21 protein-coding genes are annotated in these 22,182 nt (G+C 42.0%); 8 read left to right on the top strand and 13 right to left on the bottom strand.

Going from position 1 to position 22,182, the window contains the following annotated elements; all coding sequences use genetic code 11:
* Positions 1-69: 69 nt before the first annotated feature.
* Complete coding sequence (locus CL181_RS04700) at positions 70-993, top strand: nucleotidyltransferase domain-containing protein (RefSeq protein WP_097298088.1); 924 nt, start codon at positions 70-72, stop codon at positions 991-993.
* A 28-nt stretch (positions 994-1,021) separates the two neighbouring features.
* Here the strand turns inward: CL181_RS04700 and CL181_RS04695 are convergent, their stop codons facing one another.
* The gene (locus tag CL181_RS04695) at positions 1,022-2,902 is read right to left on the bottom strand and encodes a phosphoadenosine phosphosulfate reductase family protein (RefSeq protein WP_097298087.1); all 1,881 of its coding nucleotides are present in this window, start codon (positions 2,900-2,902) and stop codon (positions 1,022-1,024) included.
* Between the two features lie 83 nt (positions 2,903-2,985).
* Entirely contained in the window at positions 2,986-3,702 is a 717-nt protein-coding gene (locus tag CL181_RS04690) for an ATP-binding protein (RefSeq protein ID WP_097298086.1), read from the bottom strand.
* A 125-nt stretch (positions 3,703-3,827) separates the two neighbouring features.
* On the opposite strand from CL181_RS04690, the gene CL181_RS04685 reads away from it, so the two are divergent.
* The 5 genes from CL181_RS04685 to CL181_RS04665 all read left to right on the top strand — a co-directional run bounded on the left by CL181_RS04685 (position 3,828) and on the right by CL181_RS04665 (position 10,593).
* Positions 3,828-4,406, top strand: coding sequence for an Lrp/AsnC family transcriptional regulator (locus tag CL181_RS04685; RefSeq protein WP_097298085.1), 579 nt, complete (start codon positions 3,828-3,830; stop codon positions 4,404-4,406).
* A gap of 133 nt (positions 4,407-4,539) precedes the next feature.
* Entirely contained in the window at positions 4,540-7,056 is a 2,517-nt protein-coding gene (locus tag CL181_RS04680) for a CHAT domain-containing protein (RefSeq protein WP_097298084.1), read from the top strand.
* Positions 7,057-7,108: 52 nt separating this feature from the next.
* Entirely contained in the window at positions 7,109-7,576 is a 468-nt protein-coding gene (locus tag CL181_RS04675; protein ID WP_097298083.1) for a hypothetical protein, read from the top strand.
* A 397-nt stretch (positions 7,577-7,973) separates the two neighbouring features.
* The gene (locus tag CL181_RS04670; RefSeq protein WP_097298082.1) at positions 7,974-9,743 is read left to right on the top strand and encodes a 2-oxoacid:acceptor oxidoreductase subunit alpha; all 1,770 of its coding nucleotides are present in this window, start codon (positions 7,974-7,976) and stop codon (positions 9,741-9,743) included.
* Positions 9,736-10,593 (top strand): thiamine pyrophosphate-dependent enzyme, encoded by an 858-nt coding sequence (locus tag CL181_RS04665; protein ID WP_097298081.1) that lies wholly within the window; start codon positions 9,736-9,738, stop codon positions 10,591-10,593. The genes CL181_RS04670 and CL181_RS04665 overlap by 8 nt, the downstream gene beginning before the upstream one ends.
* A 44-nt stretch (positions 10,594-10,637) precedes the next feature.
* Here CL181_RS04665 and CL181_RS04660 read toward each other — a convergent pair whose 3' ends face one another.
* From CL181_RS04660 to CL181_RS04640, 5 genes are all read right to left on the bottom strand, one after another.
* Positions 10,638-11,663 carry an archaeosine biosynthesis radical SAM protein RaSEA gene (locus tag CL181_RS04660; RefSeq protein WP_097298080.1) on the bottom strand — a complete coding sequence of 342 codons (1,026 nt, stop codon included), beginning with the start codon at positions 11,661-11,663 and terminating at the stop codon, positions 10,638-10,640.
* A gap of 4 nt (positions 11,664-11,667) precedes the next feature.
* Positions 11,668-12,108: a hypothetical protein gene (locus tag CL181_RS04655; RefSeq protein ID WP_097298079.1), complete on the bottom strand. Its 441-nt coding sequence runs from the start codon at positions 12,106-12,108 to the stop codon at positions 11,668-11,670.
* A complete protein-coding gene (locus CL181_RS04650; RefSeq protein WP_097298078.1) occupies positions 12,105-12,422 on the bottom strand; it encodes a ribbon-helix-helix domain-containing protein in 318 nt (105 codons plus the stop codon). The genes CL181_RS04655 and CL181_RS04650 overlap by 4 nt, the downstream gene beginning before the upstream one ends.
* A 93-nt stretch (positions 12,423-12,515) precedes the next feature.
* Entirely contained in the window at positions 12,516-13,430 is a 915-nt protein-coding gene (gene guaA, locus CL181_RS04645) for a glutamine-hydrolyzing GMP synthase (RefSeq protein ID WP_097298077.1), read from the bottom strand.
* 92 nt (positions 13,431-13,522) lie between these two features.
* Entirely contained in the window at positions 13,523-13,714 is a 192-nt protein-coding gene (locus tag CL181_RS04640) for a hypothetical protein (RefSeq protein WP_141398793.1), read from the bottom strand.
* A gap of 160 nt (positions 13,715-13,874) precedes the next feature.
* Between CL181_RS04640 and CL181_RS04635 the strand changes: the two genes are divergently transcribed.
* Positions 13,875-14,672, top strand: coding sequence for an ABC transporter ATP-binding protein (locus tag CL181_RS04635; RefSeq protein WP_097298075.1), 798 nt, complete (start codon positions 13,875-13,877; stop codon positions 14,670-14,672).
* Here the strand turns inward: CL181_RS04635 and CL181_RS04630 are convergent.
* Positions 14,669-15,802 (bottom strand): deoxyhypusine synthase family protein, encoded by a 1,134-nt coding sequence (locus CL181_RS04630; RefSeq protein ID WP_097298074.1) that lies wholly within the window; start codon positions 15,800-15,802, stop codon positions 14,669-14,671. The two genes, CL181_RS04635 and CL181_RS04630, sit on opposite strands and share 4 nt — an antisense overlap.
* A 382-nt stretch (positions 15,803-16,184) precedes the next feature.
* Here CL181_RS04630 and CL181_RS04625 point away from each other — a divergent pair, with 382 nt between their 5' ends.
* Positions 16,185-17,891: an aldehyde ferredoxin oxidoreductase family protein gene (locus tag CL181_RS04625; RefSeq protein WP_097298073.1), complete on the top strand. Its 1,707-nt coding sequence runs from the start codon at positions 16,185-16,187 to the stop codon at positions 17,889-17,891.
* Between the two features lie 6 nt (positions 17,892-17,897).
* On the opposite strand, the gene CL181_RS04620 is transcribed toward CL181_RS04625, so the two are convergent.
* The 5 genes from CL181_RS04620 to CL181_RS04600 are packed head-to-tail and all read right to left on the bottom strand — an operon-like array spanning position 17,898 to position 22,178.
* On the bottom strand, positions 17,898-18,563 hold the full coding sequence (locus CL181_RS04620; protein WP_097298072.1) for an ABC transporter ATP-binding protein: 666 nt from the start codon (positions 18,561-18,563) through the stop codon (positions 17,898-17,900).
* 1 nt (position 18,564) lies between these two features.
* Positions 18,565-19,722, bottom strand: coding sequence for an FtsX-like permease family protein (locus CL181_RS04615; protein ID WP_097298071.1), 1,158 nt, complete (start codon positions 19,720-19,722; stop codon positions 18,565-18,567).
* 1 nt (position 19,723) lies between these two features.
* On the bottom strand, positions 19,724-20,899 hold the full coding sequence (locus CL181_RS04610; protein ID WP_097298070.1) for an FtsX-like permease family protein: 1,176 nt from the start codon (positions 20,897-20,899) through the stop codon (positions 19,724-19,726).
* Positions 20,900-20,901: 2 nt separating this feature from the next.
* A complete protein-coding gene (locus CL181_RS04605) occupies positions 20,902-21,855 on the bottom strand; it encodes a hypothetical protein (protein WP_097298069.1) in 954 nt (317 codons plus the stop codon).
* Positions 21,852-22,178: a hypothetical protein gene (locus CL181_RS04600; protein WP_141398791.1), complete on the bottom strand. Its 327-nt coding sequence runs from the start codon at positions 22,176-22,178 to the stop codon at positions 21,852-21,854. Before CL181_RS04600 ends, CL181_RS04605 begins: the two co-directional genes overlap by 4 nt.
* Positions 22,179-22,182 lie beyond the last annotated feature (4 nt).

Genomic DNA, 22,182 nt, shown 5'->3' with positions numbered 1-22,182 from the left:
AAAGCCATAACAGGAATTGAGATGAAGCATAGTTACAAGCCCCCGGTTTCAACCGGGGGTAATTGACCGATGCTCCGTACACGACTTCGTGATTTTATCGTAACAAAAGACGACTGGATATTTGCAGTCGCAGATTACTGCCATGAAGACGGGATTCGCTCGATCCTGAGATATGTTCCTGACCCACAGGGCACAAGGGGAACCGGGAAAAAATATCGCAAAATGGATTTTGATGATGCATTCATATTCATGAGGAAAGCCCGCCCGGAATGGGTGAGCGATGTGCATATCGTGCCATGGGATTCGGTCAAAGAGATACTTGCACCTGATAAAAGACTGCCGCAGATAACAGAGAAGAACGAAAAAGTAAAGGCAATTGTAAAATCGCTTGAAAAACATGTGCCTCTTGAAAATATGGGTGTTACCGGGTCTCTTCTTCCCGGTCTTGAAATAGGATCATCGGACATTGATTTTATCGTTTATGGAAGCTCATGGTTCACTGCGCGTGATATTATCCGGCGGGAAAAACAAAAGAAAAACCCTATCACAGAAATCAGTGATGATATGTGGCAGGATATTTATAAGAAGCGCAGGCCTGATATCTCGTTTGATGAATTCCTGCTCCATGAGATCAGGAAAGGTAACAGGGGAATGGTGGGAGGAACGTATTTTGACCTGCTTTATGTTCGTGACTGGAAGGATATAGAGCCATGTTTACGCGGAACCGATGCTGGCAATAAGACCATTGAAGCGACAGTCACAAATGCTGACTTTGCATTCGACAGCCCTGCGATCTATAAAATTGACCATCCTGAAATTAGTTATGTGCTGTCATATACACATACCTATGCAGGGCAAGCGTTAGTGGGCGAGCGAATTGAAGCGCGCGGCATGGTTGAGATCGTGGGAAATGTGAAACGGCTTATCGTGGGGACAACGAGGGAACCTAAAGGGGAATGGATAAGGTCATTGACGCTGCTTGATGGAAAATGAAAATATTACGATAAAATAACTGCAAATATTACCTGAACTTCACCACAGGACATGACCATGTGCATTTCCCGCAACGGGTGCACTTCTCACTTATTCTTGCAGTCCCGTTGACGCTTACCGCCCGCACCGCACACTTGCCCACACATACGCCGCACCCGGTGCATAATACTGCCCGCCTTATTGATATTTGCGCAAGTTGTACTAATTCCCTGGCTTCATCCTCATTCCCGCCTCTTGCAACCACTGTCCCGCTTGCATATACATGGACATTATTCTCATTTTGCGAAACAAGTATCACGCCGTCAATTGAATTTGTTTCACCTATCAGGGTCATGAAACCTGATTCTTCAATAAGTGAAAGATTCAAAGGAGTCCCAAAACTTCCTTCTGCCGTGATGCCTCCTGCTTTGCATGGGCGGTATCCAGCAGTCAATGTGAATTGGGCGGGTTTCTTTTCATTTTTCGGTACAATGTTTATTCCCAGCTTTTGCGCGATCATACCTATTGATTTAGGGAGTGCCTGCCATCGCCAGAAGCCGTATTTTACCCATTCATCGGACAGTCCGTTACGGGAAGCATAACTTTTAAGGTATTTTTCAAGCTTTTCACTCAATTCAGGATGGATCTGGGACAATCTTGAAAAATCAGCCATGCTTGCCGAAGGGCAAAGCCAGCATCCGATCCTGTCAAATCCCTCTTCATACAACGGATTGTATTTTGCTTTTTTCCAGAAAAGGTACAGCCATACATGAAGCGCAGTCCAGTTCTGGATCGGGGTGGCACCGATCTGGTTTCCAACAGAGGGGTTTTTCCAGATATGCTCGCTGTTGGCCCTTATCTGGCTTTCATATTTTCGCTGACCGATAAATGTGAGGCAACCGTTCTCATAGTTTTGTTCTATGACCTGTGTGATCGCCCCGAGCTTGCAGACTTTGCAGCACCATCTTGCTTCCACAGTCGGAGGCCCGAAATTATCTATGGACTGCCAGAATGAATCACCTGATGAATGGATTTTCAATGGTAAAGAAAGCTCCTTTGCTGTTTGTTTGACATTTTCTACGGTTTCAGTGAACTCCAGACCCGTATCAGCAAACAGGATATCAAATTCCGTTGAGGTGTCACGCACAAGAAGCAGCGTGACAAGACTGTCTTTCCCGCCTGAATATGAAACAGTCACAGGTCTTTTCTGGGTTTCAACCACATTTTTTATAAAACTATGAGCTTTTTCTTCACGTGTTCGAAGAATATGGATATTTGCCTGCACTGCATCATCCCAGGTTTTTGCCTGTTCTGTGGGTTGCTGTTGTTCCAGAGCACGCGGTTTATCGTGCCATCGTGTTTTTACAGCCATGCCCTTTTCATGAGTGAGCATCCTTTGGGCGCTCATCCTTGCCCTGCCCGTAGCTATCACTTCATGTTCAGGCGTCAGGATAATTACCTCATCTTCCTCCACAATACCGGGATTGGCCTCGTTAACACCGGGCGCAAGCACAGATGCACCTTTCATAATAAAATTAACAGCGCCTTTATCGATAACTATGCATTTTGTCCCATTCACAAGACGCCTTGCTCCCTCAAGCCTTGGAATGAATACCCAGTCCATTTTTTCAAGTTCGAATCGGATAGAACCCATGATCGCGCCGTCAAAAATCACTTCATCCATCCTGTCTTCATAAGGGGCCTTGTTCAGGACTACAAGATGGCCTTCGGGGATGAGTTTGAGGCCGAATTGTTTCTCTGTTGTGCTGTTGATGAGATTTATATCGTATGGAAAAGCTGGCCTGATGTCACCCGGGGGTGTTACTTCAATTTTTTTTGTGGACAGGCCGCAAGCGCAGGTTTTTCCGAGTACCGGAAGATTGCAGGAAGGACACCAGTATAGCAGTAGTTCTCCAAGATAATGGGGCATGGTTCCTGACTTGGTGATGGTAGTATATATATGGTGACACAGGCAACAATTTTTATAAGTGGTCAACTATAAAATAAAAACTTTCACTGCTTTTCTCCCCGTATCGTTATCACTGTCTGTCTGATAGGCATGATCTTCCCTGACTTACCTACAGCTTCCTCAACAATTCGCTGGAGCCCGAAACAGCAGGGAACTTCCATATTAACAAGTGTAATACTTTTAATATTGTTTTTCTTGATAAGCTCTGTCAGCTTTTCTACATAATATTGTGCATCATCAAGCTTTGGACATCCGATTATTAACGATTTTCCTTTGAGGAAATCCGAATGAAAATTGGGATATGCGAAAGGTACGCAGTCAGCAGCTATGAGCAGGTCAGCGTCCTTAAAATACGATGCATCGGGTGAAACAAGCATAAGCTGCACAGGCCACTGTCTCAGTTCTGCATTTTGCCGTCCCCGGACTACAGGAGCCTTTTTCTCGCTTCTCAAATCCATTGCCATACTTCCCGGACAGCCGCATGGGATATTCTTTTCAGTTTTTTTCTCAAAGATTCCAGGTTCGGCCAGAAGGTGTTTTTTTACTGCTTCTTCATCAAATTCGGGTGCGTTCCTTTTTGTTATAGTGATCGCACCCTGCGGGCAGTGCCCCAGGCAAGCACCGAGACCATCGCAAAACCTGTCATCGACCAGTTTTGCTTTTCCATTGATCAGCTTTATTGCTCCTTCGGCACAATTGGGAATACACATACCACAGCCGTTACACTTTTCTTCATCTATAAATACAATATCTCTATTCATATATTATCATATAATAAACGATTTTATAACTTATAAGGATTTTGGTTATAAATAATAAGAATATAGAGGTATTTTATAGTAAATTATAGAAAACTATATAATATTCTATGTAAATATGAGAACTAATGAAAGAATTCCTTGACCTTGACAAAAGAGACCGGGAAATATTATCTCTTCTTGAAAAATATCCTGAAATGTCCCAGAGCGAAATGGCAGAAAAACTCAAGATATCCCAGCCCTCCGTTAGCGCAAGGATTCACAAATTAAAACAAAAGGGCGCTCTTTCACATATCGTAGGAATGAACCTGAAAGAAGTGAACCTGTATATGGCAAAGGTAGATGTAATAGCAAATAACACTTCGTCTGTTCTTGATATTTTTAAGGATTGCCCATATTTCTTAAACGGCCTTATCGTTTCAGGAAAACACAACTTATGTCTTTTCTTCGTTGGCGAGGATATCGCCACCCTGGAAGCGATAGTTGACGGCCACCTCAGGAGCAATCCTCTGGTCAGGGCTGCTGAGGTCAGTATCGTTATAGCAGCGATGAAAGACTTTGTAATGCCAATAAAAATGAATTTTGAGTTCAGCGATACACCTCCATGCGGTAACGGATGCAACTGCAAAGACTGTAATCATCATATATCGAACCGCTGCATGGGGTGCCCTGTGACAAATAGTTATAATGGAAAGATCTGGAAGTAAATGTTTTAGGAGGCGGGGCTGTTAACTTAGTTAACACCTTCCTCCTGCTTACCGGTAGTTTAATATATGATTGATTCAAGGTAGTTTAATATATGATTGATTCAAATTTTAATAAACACTGGTAGGTGAAACAATGGGTGGAAAAGATATTGGCATTTCTTCTGAAACATCTGAGGATATCAGGGAAGAAGGCCGGAATTTAGAGGATAATTTTGATAATATTCCTGAGAACAAAAGAGATGAGCTGCTGCTCAGGCTCTCTGAAAAGAATGAGGTTGCCGGGACTTTGGGGCGTATTCTCCTCATTAAATTCAACATGATTTCTAAAGATGTAAGAAATGATGTGTTGCTCAGGCTCTCGGAAAAAGAGGAAGCGGTTATTTTTGTGATTAATATTTTAGATGCATACTTCGACAAGTTGCCCGAAAATTTAAGAAATGAATTATTGCTAAAATTTTCTAAAAATGATAAGTTCGTATCCCGTATTGAACAGATTGTATCAACCTATTTCGATAAAATCCCTGAGGATATACAGAGTTTGATTTCAGAAAATATCCGAACTCTCTTTCCATTACAAGCTATGGCCAGAAAGCCCGCCTTAAAAAGAGCCAAACCGTCAGAGCGGGGAGTATATGTGGAACCACAATTAGACCTGCCAGAAGTGGAACCGCCAAAGTTAGAGCAGAAAAAACCCGGAGTACGTGCATCAGTAACCAGGCCAAGATTCAAGAAATCAATGGAAACAAAGTACGTAAAAGAGTGGGAATCCAAAAAGAGTGATCTTGGCATGGATCGGATAGATGTGCCTGTCGATAGAAAGATAGACATGCGCAAACCAATCAGCGAGGTTTCTCTCGTCGAACCTTCGCCGCGATACGCCGATTTTACCTTTATTTACGCTGAAGGAAGCAAACAGGGCCAGGAAGTACTGAAGGGGCACACGCTGCAAACAGGGCAGGAATATCAACTGAAAGTAGCGGTGCGGACCAAGATAAAAGGTATCCCTTTTAAAGGGGATAAAAGGGCTCCTATTCAGGAACCCGGACAGGAGCAAAATGTAACTCTCATGGTAACAGCAACAACGGAACACGAAGATTACATTACGATTAAAGATCCAACCCAGACACTGATTCTCCCGCCTCACGGTGACTCCATAGAGAATGCCATTTTCCATGTCACACCATTAAAGGAGTCTAACAGTAAGGACGACTTAACCCAGATCAGAATCCGCCTTTATTATGAATTCAATCTCATCGAGGTTGTTATGATATATGCCGAAGTCGTTGGCGGGTTTGATGATCCAATCCGGCCACGATTGGGGTTGGAAGAACCTTTTTGGCTTGAACAGGAAAGACGGGAGCTTGATTACCGGGACTTTGATAAGATCATGCCCAGGGATTTGCATATTGACATAAACAAAAAGGGAGAGAGCTTTTCATTCACCTTTGCCTTCTTCAAATCCCCGGATCAAAAAATGGTTTTAACAGCTACGGCTTACCTCCCGGCACCAGACCTGGAAGACCTCCTGTTAAACATCCGAAATATCTGGTACGACATTGCGATGAGTAATACTTTTACCTCGGGACTGAAAGGGGAAAAGGATGATTTCATTGCGAGCGTTCGCATGCTTGCCAGAGCAGGTCAAACGCTCTGGACAAAACTGTTCATGCTTGAAAAGGACACCTCAATATACAGGATAGGTGAGTGGTTAAAAAACCATACTGTCAGGCAGGGAGGGATCGTTCAAATTTCCCTTCATCAGAATGCTGCAAGCTTTGTGTTCCCATGGGCATTGCTCTATGACAGAGATATATCGCGTAAGGATTATGAACTCCCGGATCTTGAGGGATTCTGGGGACTCAGATATTGCATTGAACAGCAGTTGCCCAACAGAAATAAAGGGACAGATGAGCCTGTTAAGATTGCAGACAGGCTCAAGCTCGGGTTCATGTTGTGGGAAGCCTTCAGGAATGCAGACAAAGAAATATCGTTTTTGGAAAACTTAAAGGCAAGAAGCGCAGGTAGCCTTGAAGTCACTCCTCCCATCACAGACGCAGATGATTGTATAAAGCTATTGAGCAAATGCGATGCTCATATTCTCTACTTCTACACTCATGGCTATACCCGGCACCGCCGGGCTGACATCGGTGGCGGATTGAACCTTGATTTATTTATCAGGCGGTATGAGAGTCTGGATGAGAACTCACCCTTGCTTGAGACCTACAGACTATTGTATGAAAGCATAAAGAAAAAAAAATTCGAACCGGATAGTTCCTGGATCGAGCTATCCAATGGAAAGCTGTATCTTGAAGAGCTTTACAAGATTAAAGATCTCCATTTCCAGTCCCATCCTTTCGTTATATTGAACATGTGCGAATCCGCACAGGTAACTCCCTCTTTGTCGGACAGCTTTATTCATTTTTTCCTTACGAGCGGCGCTAGTGGCGTAATAGGGACGGAATGTCCTATGACTGTAGAATTTGCACATCCGTTTGCAGAAAAATTTCTGGGGGACTTTCTCGCCGGGGGACAGGCTGGCAGCGTTTTGCTGAACGCCCGGCGACATTTCATGGAACTCAATAACCCTCTCGGTCTGGCATATACGCTATTCGGCCCGGCGACCGTGCGCTTTGAGCCGCCAAGATTTTGACGTATGGAAAACTATAAATTGAGGGCAGTATTAGTTGTTTCTGGGGTAAATTATGGCAGATCTAACAAAACAAGCCGAGCCGGCAGTTCAGAAATTGTTGAAATCCGATGAGAAACAGCTATACGAAAAACTCGGGATGCGCGCAAAAGCCATAGCGCAGGACCCAACAAAGGGCAGTTCGTTCGAACCTCAGGTCACCTATGACAAGGCACAAATGGGGCTTAAGGAAGATGTGATGGAGTTCGGGCAGCGACTATTCAACCGCCTGGAATTGGAGGCATACAAGCTCATCTGTGACTCTGAGACAGAAGATACGAGAGACAGAAATGATCTGATAAAGGCTTTCAGTACCAACGATGAAGCGACTATAGCAGCAGCCCTATCTGCGCTTCTAGTGACAAATCTGGGATTGGCTCCTGCCATTGCCGCTGTGGTAGCTGTAATACTTGTCAAGCGATTTTTCCGCCCGGTATATGAAGAATTCTGCCAGACATGGAAAAAAAATCTTCCGGCAGTATGACATTGCCGGCGTTAGCAATATAATATATACGAAGCCAATTTGATGAAGGGATGGAGCCATTTATTATTGAATTATTTGGTATGTATTACTATCCATGTTTTCGATGACCATGCCCAGAATATAATGAAAATAACACACGTATACTCCTGAGAACTGCTATATATAGGCCCCGCCATTGTAAGGGATACACCATGGCTTCTACATACGATACATTTTTTATGCTCCCATAAAGGGTAGAATCCTGGACAACCTTTTGAAACCTGAAATTTAAGCGCCAAAAACCAATAAAAGCAAACTATATTGCTTATTGAATACATGTTTTATTTGGAGCCGTTGGTACGATTGCTACGAAAATCAGGATAACATTTGACAATCGTACTTGGGGTGAAGTGATACTATGGCAATAAACAGATTAACATGGAAAATAGGCGGAAAAGCAGGAGAAGGAATTATGGCTACAGGTATGATATTTTCACAATCATGCTCTCGCGGCGGTCTTCATGTGTATGATATCAGTGAATATCCTTCACTTATAAAGGGCGGACATAATAACTTGCAGGTGAGAGTCGAAGACCGGGAGATATTTTCCCAGGTAAAAGGAGTAAATATACTAATTGCCCTGAATAAAGAAACGATATTATTGCATAAAGGTGAGCTTGTAAACGGTGCGGGAATTATTTATGATAGCTCTGAAGTCATAGAACCGAAGGAAATAAATGATAATATCAGGCTTTATCCGATCCCGTTTAATAATATAATCAAGGAGATTGGGGTACAGGGGATAATGAAAAATAATGTTGCCCTGGGGGCATCTATAGCACTTATAGATTATGATTTTGGAATTGTTGGGGAAGTTATAAAGGATAACTTCAAAAGAAAAGGTGATAAGATAATCGATGAAAATACGAGAGCAGCAAAAGCGGGTTATGATTATATCAAGAATAATTTCAAGAACGATTTTGAATACAAGCTTGAAAAGACAGGAAAACCGGGGCGTATGGTCCTTACGGGCAATGATGCAATATGCATGGGCGCTATAAATGCAGGATGCAAGTTCTACGCTGCATATCCTATGACTCCTGCATCTTCTATTTTGCATTTCATGGCAGCCCAGGAGCGAAGGTTCAATATCGTTGTCAAGCACACAGAAGATGAGATATCTGCAATTAACATGGCAATAGGTGCTGGCTTTACGGGTGTAAGGGCAATGACCGGTACATCAGGCGGAGGTTTCTGTCTCATGACCGAAGGATACGGGCTTGCAGGAATGCTTGAAGTTCCAGTAGTAATAATCCTCTCAATGCGCCCTGGACCAAGCACTGGATTGCCCACATGGTCCGAGCAGGGCGATCTGAAATTCGCGCTGAATGCTTCTCAGGGTGATTTCCCGCGCCCCGTACTTGTTCCCGGGGATATCGAGGAAAGTTTCTATTTGACGCAAGTTGCATTCAACATAGCAGAAAAGTACCAGACCCCTGTAATTGTTTTAAGCGATAAGAACCTTGCAGAGAACCATAAGTCAACAGATAAGTTTGATCCAAAAAAAGTAACTATTGACCGCGGAAGTTATGCCGACCCGGCTGATCTGGCCGCATCTTTGGATACCACTTTTTTTAAGAGATATAAATATACGGAAAATGGTATCTCCCCGAGAACAATTCCCGGTATGAAAAAGGGAATATACACAGCTTCAAGTGATGAACATGACGAAGAAGGAAGCATCAGCGAAGACATTGATGTCAGGATAAAAATGATGCAAAAAAGAGCACGAAAAATGGATACTCTTGCAAAAGAACTAAAACAACCCGAATTGGTCGGATCACAGGATACAGACGCAAATGCAGATGCGGACATCACGATAATTGCAGCAGGTTCCACAAAAGGCCCGATAAAAGAGGCTATGATCCTGCTTGAAAAGGAAGGCATCAAAGTGAATTTTCTCCAGATAGTATATTTAAATCCGTTCCCGTCTGAAAAAGTTGCAGAGGTTTTAGGATCGGCAAAAAAGACAGCGGTAGTGGAAAACAATTTCTCAGGACAACTTGCTGATATTATCAAAGAGAAAACGGGTAAAGATGTGGATAAAAGGGTCCTGAAATATGACGGGCGGCCTTTTTATCCTGAAGAAATATTTACTGCAATAAAAGAGGTGGTAACACATGGTTAAAATGACTGACCTGAACGTTATTGACAGGCCCAACTGGTGTCCGGGATGCGGTAATTTTGGGATATTAATTGCGCTAAAAGGGGCTATTGTTGAACTCAACATAGAGCCGGAAAACGTAGCAATGATCTCTGGTATAGGCTGCTCGGGAAAAGTACCTCACTGGATACGAACATACGGTCTTCACGGGATACATGGAAGGGCATTGCCTGTGGCGACAGCAGTGAAGCTTTCAAACAATGGATTGACAGTGTTCACAGTGGGAGGAGACGGCGATGGATACGGGATTGGCATGTGTCATTTTATCCATACAATGCGAAGGAATATCGATATGACATATATCGTCCACAATAATATGATATATGGCCTTACCACAGGGCAGACCTCACCAACAAGTGAAAAGGGAGTGAGAACGAAATCTACACCTTCAGGCGTAATTGAAGTACCTGTTAACCCGATAGCTCTTGCTATTTCCGCCGGGGCGACTTTTGTTGCGCGAAGTTTTGGGGGCGATGTCAAACATCTCCAGAAAACCATCGTTGCTGCTGTCAAGCACAGGGGTCTGTCTTTCGTGGATGTATTCCAGCCCTGTGTGAGCTTCAACAATGTCAATACTTACGACTGGTACAAGCAGCGGGTCTATGATCTCCAGGCTGCCGGACATGATACGACAGATAAAATCAAGGCTTTTACGAAGTCACAGGAATGGGGCGAGCATATACCCATCGGGATATTTTATGAAGTTTTGTCTCCAACATACGAGGATGAGCTGCCGCAGATAAAGGATACACCGCTTGTGAAGCAGCTTATCGATAATATCGATATAAGCGGGCTTATGGATGATTTTACGTAAAGGTTTAAATCGTAAAATCGTTACTCAATAAAAAATAATCCGATCTATTTCACAAGCGGCGCCCCGAATGTGAAATCCTCAAGTTCAACCACTTTTTTCCATAACTCTTTGCAATCACAATCAAGATTCTTAAAAACCGCAGTATCCTGCGTCACCGAGAAAATCCTTATTGCTTCAGCCACATCATCATCGCATTTCCCGCAATTATGGGGGCCGCGCATTGAACCGGCGCCCACCGGGTCTGACATTATGACAGTTCCAGGAGCCAATTCCTTTCCCACCTTGAGCGCTTCAACAGCGCTCCATAACCACGGCGGCCTGTAATCACCGCGCTCGAACATTTCATCCACAAGTGTTCCTTTCTGGACATTGCACAGGTTCATGGATATTGTCCGGGCAAAGGGCGCCGCGTCATTAATGGAATTGATCATGTCATTCATGGCAATCCCTTCTGAAAGAAAGGGTGGTTTTTGCATAAGATACGCTTTTACGGTTACGTTATTCCTTCTTGCAACCTCGCTTGCCCCTGTAAAATCAGAAAATGAAAAACCTTTATTGATGCAGTCCTTTCTGATCATGTCATTACTGGTTTCAAGACCAATTGCCACTTCAAACCTCTTGCCAAGAGCTTCTCTTACTTCGGATAATTTCTCATCAGTCACGTATTCCGGTCTTGTCTCTGCGATCACTTTTTTTACCCGGTCATTTTCTCTTAACCGTGAAAGCATCTCGATACGCGTTGAGGGTCCGATCTCGCTATCGTCAAGAAAACTGCCAGAAGTGAATATCTTCAGGATGAATTCTTCGTCCTTGCAGCGCGCCATTGCATGCTCGAATTGCTTCATAAGATCTTCATGCGAGGGGGGCAAGCGCGCGCTGTCATAAACATACCCGCACATGGTGCAGTTGTTCCAGCGGCAGCCTGAAGTCTGGAAAATAATGGTTAATGCGGTTACAGGCTTTCCATCAAGCAGGTCTTTCCCTGTCCAGACAGCGGTAGGCCTGTCAGGGGGATTGAATTTGATCTTTTGCTTTGTGCGGATATTTCGTATAACTGTTGTAAGTGACATAATTTTATGGTTTTAACATCTCTGCTGGTGTTTTTACTGGAATATCAGTGCGACCTTTAAAGTGTTTAACATTCCACGTCACAAATTTAGAGCAATAATTCTCTTCTGCGACGCTAAGTATCAAGGCATCAGAAAAACTCATTTTCAGGGATATTTTTTCAAATACATTATGGAATAACTGCTCTATAAAGGCATCTGGAGATTCGTATGAAGTTTCAGGAAAGAGGATCTTTATATCGTAAACTTCAGAAAATCCTTTAAGCAATTTTTTCAATTCAGCTATATTCAGATTAAAAGATGCTATACCAAGAAGTTCAAATAAATTGAAAATTGAAGTGCATTTATCCGCTAAATCGTTGTTTAGAAACTCATTTGTGATTATATATCTTTCATCGTTTGGAAATAACCTTTCAATTACAAAGATATCCGTATCGATGAATATCATCGACTTCTCCTGAGTTCTTCCATGACGCTATCGGCATCCGTTCCAAAGCGCTCTTTCCAGTCCTTTCCGCGTCTTATTTTTTCCCAGATAGCATCGAATTCTTTTTTTGAATAATCACGCTTTATTTGTCTTCCATGCATTTCATCCCTGATGAATATCGCTATATCACTTTTTGGCTTTCCAAAACCCACAAAATGACGTACAGCATCGATAATTGCCTCGCTTTTGTTTTTATAAAATCCCTGCTTTACCAGTTCGTCTATACTTTTAAGTAGTACGGCTGGCATTCTTATTTGTACAGCATTTGTTGTCATACACATTTAGATACATCTAGATATACATAAACTTTGACTGATGATTCCAGGGATATTCGGCCCAGGCAAGAAGTGTTTGGTCATTATTGAATTTTACTCAAATTCAATCGTCGCAGGAGGCTTCGGTGTCAGGTCATAAAGAACCCTTGAAACATTGGGTATCTCGCTTGTAATTCTGGACTCGATCTTTCGAAGGACACTCCAGGGCAATTCCATAGACTCTGCCGTCATCCCGTCCCTTGAACTTACAGCGCGCACTGCGATTATCCATCCATGGACCCTCACATCTCCTTTAACGCCGGTCCCTTTTTCAATAAGCGCCGCAAATGTCTGCCAGGGTGCGAATTGCTCCACAAGTTCTTCTTCAACTATTGCATTTGCTTCCCTTACCACATCCAGCTTTTCCTCGGTTACTTCTCCTATTATCCTGACCGAAAGGCCAGGTCCGGGGAATGGCATCCTGTCTGAGATCTCTTTCGGAAGGCCAAGCGCTCTTGCAACCTCCCTCACTTCATCTTTGTATAGGTCTGCTATTGGTTCGACAATACCTTCAAAATCGATAACAGATGGCAGGCCGCCAACATTATGGTGACTCTTTATCCCGCCTTCGGACTCTATCCTGTCAGGATAAATTGTTCCCTGGATAAGATATCGTGCTCCGAGTTTCCTGGCATCCTTTTCAAATTCCCTGATAAACGCCTCACCCACTGCTTTTCTTTTTTTCTCAGGATCGGTTTGCCCTTTTAGCGCTGTTAGGAAATTTACTTTTGCATCCACGACCTTAAGGTTCATATCTGAAAATATTGTTTTGATTCTTTCAGTTTCACCCTTTCGCATAAGGCCCGTGTCAATATAAATGGGTGTTAGCATATCTCCTATTGCCCTGTGAGCCAGTACGGCACAGACAGAGCTGTCAACTCCCCCGGAAAGAGCGATTATTGCCCGGCCTTTAATATCTTTTCTAATTTTTTCAATGCTATCATGGATGAATTTATCGACTTTGACCATTAGTCTCTAGATTATTATTACTGCTTTAAATGGTTTTACTCTTTTTCTTAATTAGAAATATCACAAAGATTTACCATCTCAGGACATATCGATCAGGCGTATTCAACTGCTTCTACGTAATTCCACATCTTCTTATTTTGTGTATCATTAATTTCAATTAACTCGAAAAATACAGGCGTATTAACAAGTCTGAAATTATTTCCTTCAATATACAGTTCCTCTATTTGTTTTTGCGTAAAACCTGTTCTTAACAGTTTTACTCTTTCCTCAAGTGTCTCTAACATTTTTTTATCCTTCCACATACGTTTTTAGAATATTTATCTTATGTAAATATACATGATGATTATGATAATATAAATGCTTTGGTAACAAAGTTGATAACTAATTAGATCAAATATATTAAAGCATATAATTATAGTCATGTAAAATGATGATGAAACCGTTATGCCCTTATATCCAATTGTCCGCCTGGACAACGTATCGTTCATCAGGAATGGAATAGCGATCCTGCAAAATATATCATTGCGTATAGAGCCGGGACAGCACTGGGTGATAATCGGACAAAACGGTTCGGGTAAAACAAGCCTTATAAGTATAATCAATGGTTATCATCAGCCATCGGAAGGAAAAGCCCGGGTTCTGGGTAAAAAATTTGGTTCTGCTGATCTGCGTGAACTCCGCTTAAAGATAGGAGAATGCAGTTCCGAGATACGGGATATGATCCATAACTGGGAAACGGTAAGAGATATTGTACTTTCAGGTAGATTTGCAAGTATTGGCCTGTATGAAAAACCGGATTCAAAAGATCAGGAACATGCGGCTTATTTACTTGATTCACTGGGAATGTCTGATATGGCAGGCCGCAAATATAATACACTTTCGGACGGCGAGAAGCAAAAAACCCTTCTTGCAAGGGCACTGATGCCTGAACCGGAATTACTTGTCCTTGATGAGCCCTGTGCAGGACTTGACCTTAAGGCAAGGGAAGAGTTACTGGATGCCGTACAGGAAATGTGCACGACAGAAGGAGGACCGACTCTAATTTACATCACACATCATATAGAGGAGATCATTCCCTCAATTACCCATGCGCTGACTTTGCGAAATGGCAGGATGATAGCAAAAGGTAAAAGAGAAAATGTCCTTACAAATGCAGTCCTCAGTGAGACTTTTGAAGTGCCGATCGAATTGCATGACAGATCAGGTCGTTTGTGGCCGATGATAATGAAAATGAAAAGTTAAACATTCAGCCTTGCCGCTTTTATCAATTCTCTCGTAATCTCAGGCAGCCTCTCACCAAGCTTCTTGTGTTTTCTGGGTTTGCAGTTCTCAAGAGCATACGCAAAGATTATGGGGACACCCACAGTCGCATCAAGATAGGGGATCACATTTCCTTCTCCAGCCTTCGGTATTTTACCCCATGATTTGCCTTCATTTATGGTGGCTCCTGAAAGCCCGCCTGTGTCCGGGCGGTCAACAGTTACCTGGATGACATAATTCTCGCCAGGACATTCCATCCCGATGATCTGGGAGATCATTGGGCCTGTCTGCTGCAGGAAATTCTTTGGAACGCCGCCTCCCACTTCAAGGACCCCGCGGGGAATATTATGTATCATGCTGTCATGCACGATAGCAGCACTTTCAAGGACATCCATTGTGGGGCTCGGATCTACGAAATCCTTTGGATCCAGGTCAAATGAACCGGATTTTTCATTTGCAAGGATAGGTAAGTAGCTGGTTCCCATGCCTATAGATGAATCAGCGAAACCGGGAACGAAAACAGGAACTTTATTTTTTGAAGCAGACGCGATAAATGATCTCTCCGGGTTCTTTGCAGTCTCCAATACGCCTTCGCCAAGTGTTTTATAATAATATGCGGTTGAAAATTTTTCAGGGAACTTATTATCTTCAACAGCTTTACTTGTAAGCGTCTGGATGATCTTATCCTGGGCAATAAGAGTTCTTTGCATATCAATATAAACATCATAGATGCGCACAACATCATGCTCGGCAAGATCATTATCGTCAGCGCATTGATCTCCCTGGTGCACAGGAAGTTTATATGCAAAATGAAGATCATGATATGTGTTTGCGCCTGTTGTGACGATCCAGTCCACAAACCCCTTCTCAATCATTTTAATAATACCCCCGCCCATTCCAACCGGGGTCATTGCACCCGCAAGTGTTAAGCACACAGTTGAGTTCTCATCCAGCATGGACTTGAAAAGGTGGCACGCTTCTGCCAATCGCTTTGAATTATATCCCATGCCGTCGAATACGTCATCAACAAGCTGCGTTATCGTCATTTTTTCATCAAGAGCGATTGGCGAGATGGTTTTTCCTTCCCAGTAATTATGTTTATTCTGATCCATTTTCAGTCATTCCCTGTCGCGGCTATATATTAGCATTCCCTGTCGTGCTATATATTAGTATTAATTCAAATACATTGGTAGATATTTAAGAATTACTAATATTGCGATAGAATTATTTTGACATTGTCACATTTGAAATAATTTCAAATAAAATGAATTATTCAAGACGGCTGGGGCAAAAGTTGGGTAAAATCATATAAGCTTAGCAACCATGAAGAAAACTCGGTGGTATCGTGATGAATAAGCGGGTTGGGGTGTGGTGGGTATTTGATAAAAAGAAATTATCTTTAAGAAATTACCTTGATAGTCATCTGATAAACCCAAGTTATTTTATTAATCCATTGACATATCTTTATTATCAGAAACCGTCATTCTGGTTCCCATGCATGGCTGGACGGGAAAAAACGTAATAATCGATTTAACCGACGGGAAGATTATAGAAAATAACAGCGATTTGAATGAATTACGTTCTTATATCGGCGGAAGAGGTCTTGGTGTAAAGCTATATTATGACCTGGTGACAGCGGATATTGATCCGCTATCGCCTGAAAATATCCTTATTTTCACGACAGGCCCGCTCACAGGGACCCGGGCGCCTCTGTCGGGCAGGCATGTCATGGTTTCAAAATCACCTCTTACAGGCACTATATTTGATTCAAGCAGCGGCGGGTTTTTTGGTAAGGAATTGAAATTCGCCAGTGTCGATGCCCTCATTATAAAAGGCGCGGCTGATGAGCCGGTTTATATTTCCATACAGGACGATGACATCCGGATAAACAATGCAAATGATCTCTGGGGAAAAAATGTCCGGCAATGCACTGACCAGCTTTCAGGAAAAGGACACGTGGCATGCATAGGGCGCGCAGGTGAGAGGCTTGTTCCCATTGCAAATGTTATGAATGATTATTTCCACGCATGCGGGCGGGGCGGACTTGGTGCGGTCATGGGTTCAAAAAAACTGAAGGCGATCGTTGTAAAAGGAACACGAAAAACCGTAATTGCAGATGAGGAAAGATTTGAAAAAGGGTGCAAAGAGGCTTCAAATCTAATAAAAAAAGGATCCAGCGGTCTTTCGACTTATGGAACATCAGCACTCCTAAACCTTATGAATTACCAGAAAATCCTGCCAGCAGGGAATTTCAGGAAAAACGAATTCAACAATGCTTCCATGGTATCAGGTGAATTCATCAAAGAAAATTATGATATTAAAGGCCATGCCTGTTATAATTGCACCATTGCCTGCAAGCACATAATAAAAAGCGGGGCATTCGAAGGTTATGAGGTGCCTGAATATGAAACTTTATGGTCATTCGGGCCTGATAACAATAATTCGGATATAGGATCGATAATCAAGGTAAATCGCATGTGCAACGATTACGGGATCGATACCATATCAGCAGGCTCGACAATTGCTGCTTATGCTGAGATAATGGGTGAGGATGTAAAAGAATTCACTGAATTAGTGAAAAAAATAGGTGATAATGCCGGGGTGGGAAAGGAGCTTGGGAACGGTTCAAAAGCTCTCTCAAATTCCAGGGGAAAAGATGTTTCCATGCAATGCAAGGGCCTTGAGCTTCCGGGTTATGACCCGCGGGGTCTTATGGGCATGGCTCTTGCGTATGCAACTTCAAATCGCGGCGGATGTCACATGAGGGCTTATATGGCAGGACCGGAGGTTCTTGGCAAACCAAAAAAGGTTGATCGCTTAACATTTTCCGGAAAAGCACAGCTTGTGAAAATAGAGCAGGATGAAACTGCCTCTATTGATTCGCTTGTGCTGTGTAAATTCGCATCATTTTCAGTTCCGAAAGAGATATTCGCAGAACTATTAAGTGCAGCTACTGGTGTGGATTATTCAATTGAGGAGTACCTGAAATGCGGCGAAAGGGTATGGAATCTTGAAAGACTGTTCAATAATAAAGCTGGTTTTTCAAGAAAGGATGATACTTTGCCTGAAAGGTTTTTCGAGAATGGTGGGATCGATAGGAATGAGTTTGACAAAAGTCTTGATGAATATTGCCTGCAAAGGGGCTGGGATGAGTCCGGGGCGCCGACTGAAAGGAAGTTGAGGGAATTGGGGATAATATAAGTTAAGTTAATGCTCAATTGTCCCATCCCTGAAGTGTATAATCCTGTCTGTCATCCCGCCGATCTCAGGACTGTGCGTTACCATTACGATCGTCTGGCCTTGCTCCTGGTTCAATTTCCTGAAAAGTTCGATGATCTCTATAGAAGACGCTGTATCCAGGTTACCTGTGGGTTCATCAGCAAGGAGAATTTTCGGGTCATTGGCAAGACTTCTTGCAATTGTGACGCGCTGCTGCTGCCCGCCTGATAATTCAGATGGGAGGTGGTTCAATCTATCACCAAGACCCACAAGGTTGAGCAGCTCCTTTGCCCGTTCCTTATAATTTGACCGCTTATTCAGCATCATAGGGAACATTACATTTTCCATGACCGTAAGCTCATTAAAGAGATTGAAGAACTGAAAAACGAAACCCATATATTTCAGTCTGTACTCTGCCCTCATATTGCTATTCATATTTGTCACATCCTTACCCTCCAGGTATATTTCACCGGAAGTCGGGGTGTCAAGCATGCCAGTCAAATTGAGAAAAGTTGACTTGCCGCAGCCTGACGGGCCCATAATGGCAACAAATTCACCCTGTTCTATAGAAGTATCCACGCCATTAAGCGCTTTAACCTCGACATTGCCAAGCATATAGCTCTTTTTAAGATTACTAGTTTTAATTATTTCCATTTTATTCGCCCCATATTGCTTTTATGATGTTCGTTCTGCTTGCCATAAGTGCAGGAATTGCTGCTGCAAGGATTATAATAAGCATTGTTACAAGCGAGGCATCATAGATGAGAGATAAATGAAATCTTGGACCTAAAGAACCAAGTGTCGGGTCAGGAAAAGGATGTGCTTCCAGATATTTAGTACCTGCATATCCCAGTGCATCTCCGATCAGGATACCTATTATTCCGAGAAACACTGCCTGGAGAATATATACAAACAATACCTGCGAGTCCTTCATTCCAATTGCTTTCAATATACCTATCTGCCTTCTTCTATGTAATATATTTATATAAAGTACTATACCTACGGATACTGCTCCTGTAAATAATCCAATTGCATTCATAAAATTACTGATATCCCTGAATGTTTTAAATGAACTCAGTACGGATTCGATCTCTTGTTCCCATTCTTTGATTTTTTGGATGCCAAGTTCCCCGGATATTTTGTTTTTATATTGCCCTGAAAGAGTTCCATCCTGCAATTTGACAAGAATAATAGATGCTTTATTAAACAGGTTGAGCTGTTCTGATGCATCTTCAAAATTTATTATTATCGTGTTTGTATCCATTGCCAGGCCTGTATGTAGTATCCCTCTGATTTTGAAGACTCTGATTTTTCCGTTTTCGAATACTATGGTCGCTTCATCACCGATTTTTACCTTTAAATCATCTGCCAGCCGGTATGATATCAAAATTCCGTCCCGGTCATTAGCTGCAAGTGTTTTACCCGAATCAATCTTACTTAACAGGATCGTAACTTCGTTTTCTTTCGAGGGATCTAAGGCTAAAATTTTTATAGTTTTGAATTTTTCCTTATAATGTAAAGTTCCACCTGCCGTGATTCTTGGAGAATAAGCAACCACTCCATCCAGGCCATCAAGTTTTTTTTCCTTTATGCCCAGCCCTTCTATATATTTATCCTGCTCATTTGGATAGATATTAATATGTCCGGAAGAAGTGTCCATGGTTTTTTCTAAGAAACCATCAGTCAAGCCATCCATAAAACCATTTATGATAATAATATTTGCAGTAGAAATGGCAATTGCCATTATTACAAAAACGAACATTTTCCAATTTTTCTTTGCATCTTTTCGTGCATAGAAGAATACTGAGGACATCTTATGTACCCCATATGGCTTTAATAATTTCCACCCTGCTTGCTTTAATAGCTGGATATACTCCTGCCAGTATCGTTACTCCAAAAGAAAAAATTGTTGCAATATAGAACAGTTGAGGTTCGAACCTTGCACTTATCCAGGTCTGCGATATCGCATCTAAGAAAGGGTTTGCTTCAAAGTACTTGATCGCAAGATATCCGACAGAATCCCCGATAAAAACACCTATTACTCCAAAAATTGCAGCTTCCATTAAAAATACTGTGAAGATGAAGGCATTACTCGTTCCTATGGCTTTCATTATACCGATTTGTCTTTTTTTATGAATTATATTTATATATATTACAATTCCAACCGAAATCGCTGCGGCGATTAAACCCACTCCTGATATTATACTTGAAATACTCCGCCATGAATTAGCGAAATTTGACACGAATTCTGTCTCTTCTTCCCATGTTCTTATATTATTCACATCCAGATTCTGCATAATCATCGGCTTGTATATTTCTGACATGCTCTTATCTGAAAGCTTAACCAGGATAATAGAAGCCATATTATCAATAGCAAGCTGCCTGTAGGCTTCATCCATGGGCATAATAACGGTGGAGCTATCGAAATCCAGGTTACCGGTGCGAATAATTCCTTTAACATTATATACCTTAATTATTCCATTTTCAAATGCCAGCGTGGCTTCATCTCCGACATCCAATTTTAAATCCTCAGCAAGGCGGGAGGAGACGAGGATGGCATTCTTATCATTAGGATTTACAGCAGCACCCCTGACAAGTTTTTCAAGAAGTTTTGTTGTCTTTCGTTCCTTATCGGGATCCAGAGCCAGTATTGTACTGGATACTGACAGCTCCTTATTAGATAGAACACCGGTTGCCGAAATCCTTGGAGAATATGCTTCCACTTCCTTTAATGTAGCCAGTCTCTGTTCCTTTATCCCTATACCTTCTATAAATCTTTCATTATTATCAGGGTAAATATTTAAATGACCTACTGAAGATTCAACAGTGTTATCGACTAAATCTTCGATCATTCCATCAATAAGTCCATTGATAACAATGATATTCGCAGTCGCTAAAATAATCGATAAGGTAATAATTATGAAGATCTTTATGTTTTTGAAAATGTCTTTTCTTGAATAGAAAAAAGCAGAGCGCAGATCAACAGACACTCTTAGTTCCTCCTATTATTTATTAAAACAAGAGCGGCTATTGCAAGAATTGGCAAAATTATTGTAAAGCCCGGAACACTGTAATCACTGCTGCCTGATGAACCTGATTGATTTATCGTCTCAAGGGCTCTGGGAACCGCCTTATTGTCAACATTAAAGATCTTATCGTAGTTAACAGTAAGATCTCTTGCACTTAATATTACTGAAACCATATAAGTGCCCTCATCCAGATTATTAGTCCACAGGATGTTTACGGTTTTTTCCTTATCGTTTGACATAATAGGGGGAGCATCGATTTCCCTGGTTTCCACAATCGTGCTGCCTTTTTTTAGAGAAAAAACGATTTTAGCATCCAGAGGAACCATGGACTTGCTTTTAATAGTAGCACTTGCACCTATGCTGTCCCCATAAACTTCGGTTATTTCAGCATCATTCGAGGCTATAAAGTTCGAGCGTGCTGTCAGGTAATATTCAGGAACTCCTTCGCGGTACAGGTACACTTTTGCCAGCCCATCATAATTTTTGCCATCTTCCAGTGCCACATTTCCATGATGTTCGAGTACAATAACTCCTTCTACCCCGGAAGATAATGAAATCTGTTCAACCTTCTTAGAATAAACCTGTTTTCCGTCTTCAATCAAAATATATTCTATATCAGCAAGAAAAGGCTGATAGCTGGTTTCCATACGCCTCTCATACGTCCGTAAAATTAGCTTGAAACCATTGGAATTTACACCGAAGCCGTCTACATAGACTTTTGAAAAAATAGATGTCGAGTTGTCTTCAGTAGAAAATTTCACTTTTTCTACGGAACCTTCTGAGGCATTTGCTACTGACATAATTATCACAGAAATAGCAAGAATCATCATTATATATTTAACCATAAAACTCCACTGTTTTCGTACTCGATTGGATTGTTTCCCTGAATTGATTTTCCCCATATCTTCACTCATCATTTAGCCACACTGAATATTTGTTTTCTTATGTCGTCCTCATTAAATTTACCCAATGAGATAATTTTCCCGTCCATGACAACAACAGGAAATGAATCCATTATTACAGACAAACCGTTTTGTTCCACTTTTTGCCATACATCCGGTCGCTGTTCCTGCACTAATTTCATCAGAATATCCTGTACTGTCATCGGATCAACATCATTGAACGCAATACCGGCATCTTTGCATATCTTTTTTAATATCCTGGAGTAATTCCTGTTAGCAAGCCCTCTGGTCAGTGCACAGCAGCCCGGTATCTGAAATAGTATAATTGTATGTTCCACAATA

This window comes from Candidatus Methanoperedens sp. BLZ2 (assembly GCF_002487355.1).
GTDB lineage: Archaea > Halobacteriota > Methanosarcinia > Methanosarcinales > Methanoperedenaceae > Methanoperedens.
Note: the sequence above shows the minus strand (reverse complement) of the source record. Positions and strands in the feature narration are given on the sequence as shown.